Origin of the sequence: Parafrankia colletiae, assembly GCF_001854655.1 — a bacterium.
Taxonomy (GTDB): Bacteria; Actinomycetota; Actinomycetes; order Frankiales; family Frankiaceae; genus Parafrankia; species Parafrankia colletiae.
Genome location: NZ_MBLM01000073.1, coordinates 1 through 3,188 on the forward strand (window position 1 = coordinate 1; position 3,188 = coordinate 3,188).

1 protein-coding gene is annotated in these 3,188 nt (G+C 64.9%); it reads right to left on the reverse strand.

The annotated features are described in order from the left end of the window. Positions 1 to 3,188: condensation domain-containing protein (locus CC117_RS09210; RefSeq protein WP_241829957.1), on the reverse strand; the 3,188-nt coding region annotated here is incomplete at both ends.

Below are 3,188 nucleotides of genomic sequence, written 5' to 3' on the forward strand. Positions count from 1 at the left end.
AGCAGAATGTGCTCAAAGCTCATCGCCAGAATCCAGGCATCGGTCGACCGCTCGATGAGGGTGAACCGGATCAGCGGTGGAGTCTGGAAGTCGAAGGGCTCACGTCGCTCGGCTGCCAGGAAATCACCGATGTCCACACGGAGTTCGGACCACTCGGTGAGCGAGATGATTCGGAACGGTGCATCTGCGACAGCGGGGATCACCTGCGCCTCACCTGAGGGCACGAAGGCGGCACGAAGGTTCGGGTACCGGTCGAGCGCGACCCTCACCGCACCCTCTAGACGGTCAGGGTCGACCGCGCCTGACAACTCTCTCGTGGCCTGCGATACATAGGCGTTGTGATCATCCGACTCCTGCGCGCGCACCATGTGGTAAAAGATGCCGCGTTGCAACGTGGACAACGGGAGGATCTCGGCGGCTTTGCCGTAGAGGGCACGGATGCGCTCTTCTTCCTCCCACGAGATCGTGAGACGGTCAGCTCGACGAAGACGCAGCCCGCTTGGCGACTGCCTCGACAGCGTGAGCGCGAAGTCGATCTGGGCGGTCACGGTGGCGATCTCCTCCGCCAGCGCGCGCACATCCAGGTCGATACCAGGGGCTGTCTCGACCTCCACCCGGACCGTTTGCGGCTCAGATGCCAGGCCCGGGCCGATCAGGATGCGGATGTCGAGCTGGATCGGATTGTCTGCGGGGATCGCGGGAACCGTTGCGATGCGCTCCGCCGCGCTACGGAACACACTGATCCGGATGTGCGGGAGAGGCAGATCGTCGAAGAATCGGCCGAGCTGCGGGCGAGCGCGCAGGGACGCGTAGTCAGCCGCACGCTCGAGGCTCAGTGCAAGTGGCGAGTGGGTGCCGCCTCCGTTCGGGGTGGTCGCCGGTTCGCCGAGAAGTACTGGGTAGCTCCAGACTGTGAATGCGTCCGCGGGCTCGCGCCGTTCGACGATCAGCTGGCTTTCGCCGAGCGTCCGGGCGAGCGTCCGGGCGATCGCATCCCACGCTTCGAGTCGCGTTGTGCCGCTCATCTCACGCCGTCCGGAGATCCCGACGGTATGTGTCGCGAAGGCCGGTGCTTCGCCAGCCTTCGACGGCAGGCTGACATCTCGCACCGCGGCGAGCTGGTCGATCCAATCGTCCCAGAAGGGATCCTCGAGAACCGTGCTGAGCTCGGCGTCTGTCCGTTGATCGCTGCCAGCTCGCGGTGTCTCGATCACCAGCCGGCTCTGTGAGTCGTAGCCAGCGACAAGCTCGGCGAGCAGCGCTCCGACCGCGTCGAGGGCCTCAACGTTGTCGTGTGCAGCGACCAGTTCACCGCTTCCGTCATCGAGCACCTGCAGCCGCATCCCGCCGTCGCCCAGTGCGAGAGCGACGTGATCAACGGCAGCACGCCACAGCACGGCATCCTGGATGTCGAATGCGGGAAGCGCAAGGCGGAAGACTGGTCGTTCCTGATCGGAGGCCGCCCCGTGAAGCCCGGAATCGAGAGCAGCCTGAACCATTTGCGCAAGATGGACGGACGCAAGCTCTGGATGCCGCGCGCCGAGGGTCAGAAACAGCCGCGTCTTCTGTAGCAGCCGTGACGAGGTGTCTTCGGAGAACAGTTCCCTGACCGCGTTCAGGTGCAGAGCCAGAGCGCCGTCGCTACGCCTCGTGATGGAGTAGACGAGGTCGAAAAGGGCGGGCCGGGCCGGACCCGGTCCTCCGGTCGCGACCGGGACGTAGGGGACGAAGGTCGCGGCTGGGCCCGGTTCTTGATCACCCTGGTCGAGATAGGCGGCCATCACCTGGAAGAGAGGGCTGATCCCGGGAGCACGTATCGGCTGGATCGCCTCGACCACGGCGTCGAAAGGCACGAGCTTGCGCTCGTTCGCCTCAAGCATGCGCTCCCGCATATTGGTGAGCGCCTGTCCGAACCCGTCCGTCTCGTCGATGTCGGAGCGGACGACGACAGTGTTCACGAAGTAGCCGATCAGGTCGCTCAGCTCCGGTAGATCGCGCAGGCTGGCAGGTATACCGATCGGCACCGTGGTGCCGGTCCCCTCGCTCCAGAGCGCGAGGGTGAGCGCGGTCATCAGCCCCTGCAGCGGTGTCGCCCTACGCTCGACGAGCAGGGCATCCACGGCGCCGACTTCATCGTCAGACAGCACAGCGGTCACCGGTCGGACCGTGCGTGAGTCGGTGTCGGTGCGCGGGTAATCGATCGGCAGCGGAGTTTCCGTAGGGAGATCTTCGAGCATACCGCGCCAGTACTCAAGTTCACGCCGACAGCGCGAGTCCGCATCTCGGGAGTCACCGAGCACTGCCCGGTGCCAAAGCGCGAAGTCCGCGAACTGCACGGGAAGCGCAACGAGCTCGGACGACGTGCYAGACACCTCCTCGCGATAAAGAGCGTTCAGATCGCGGAGGAAGGGGTCGAATGATTGCTCGTCGGAGACGATGTGGTGCCCGGCAGCAATGAGCAGATCGCCTTCCTCCCGGCGGAGGAGACAGAATCGGAGGCCGTAGTCGGACGCGAGGTTTATTGGGGCGGCGACGAGTTCGGCAATCCTCTCATTCGACGCTGACGAGGGGATCTGCTCAACCGTGACGAGCGCCACGCTCGGTTCTGTGGCCGGGTGGATCTTCTGACGCAGTTCGGCGGCGTCTTCGTCGAGCACGAAGGTTGTGCGCAGGATCTCGTGCCGGGCGACGAGACGACGAACGGCCGCTTGCAGGGCACTGACGTCGACCGGTTCGCGTGATCGGAGAGCCATAACCATGCGGTAGATCGTCTTGCCAGCAATCTGGTCAGTTACCCAGAGGGCTTGCTGTCCGAAGGACGCCGGCAGGTTGGCGGGCCGTGGCAGATCCCCGATTTGCAGCGCTGGAATTGTCGAGACGCTCGAGCCTTCGATGACGATCTCAGCCAGGCCCGCGATCGTGGGATGGTCGAACACGTCCCGCAGACTCAGCCCTGAACCGAGGATCGCGTTGGCTCGGGCGACGACCCGTGTCGCAAGGAGCGAGTGCCCGCCGAGTCGGAAGAAGTCGTCGTCTGCTGACAGGGGTGTGCTCTCGGGGAGGGCGAGTACGTCGCGGAACACCCCGGCCAGGGATAGTTCGGTGTCTGTTTCCGGGGGGCGGCCGCTGCCGGATCCGGTGGTGAGGTCGGGGGTGGGTAGTGCTTTGCGGTCGAGTTTCCCGCTTGA